Source organism: Pseudomonas sp. HY13-MNA-CIBAN-0226, from assembly GCF_040310305.1.
GTDB classification, from domain to species: Bacteria; Pseudomonadota; Gammaproteobacteria; order Pseudomonadales; family Pseudomonadaceae; genus Aquipseudomonas; species Aquipseudomonas gregormendelii.
In genome coordinates this window covers 1-277 of the sequence record NZ_JBEOPS010000215.1, presented here as the reverse complement: position 1 = coordinate 277, position 277 = coordinate 1, and the positions used below count along the sequence as shown (strand labels likewise).

The 277-nt window shown below is 52.7% G+C and carries 1 protein-coding gene; it reads left to right on the top strand.

The genetic code is table 11. The features are described 5' to 3' along the window. Positions 1-19: 19 nt before the first annotated feature. A partial coding sequence (locus AAEZ05_RS28470; RefSeq protein ID WP_350649929.1) for a glycosyltransferase occupies positions 20-277 on the top strand: 258 nt, incomplete at its 3' end.

Sequence of the window (277 nt, the reverse complement as noted above, 5' to 3'; positions counted from 1 at the left end):
CATGGTTGGAAGAACAAGCATGAGCCCTGTGCTGTTATTTATCGTTAATGATCCTGGCTTTTTTCTTTCCCACCGCCTGCCTGTTGCGATAGGTGCGCAGGCCGCCGGTTACCGTGTCCACGTAGCGAGTATGCCAGGTCAGGCCGTTGACACTATAATTAAGGCAGGATTTGAGCATCAGGAACTGCCGTTATCTCGCAGCGGACGCAATCCAGTGGCAGAGGTGCGTTTGATATTCGCCATTTGGAAGTTGCTGTGGCGGCTGAAGCCGGATGTA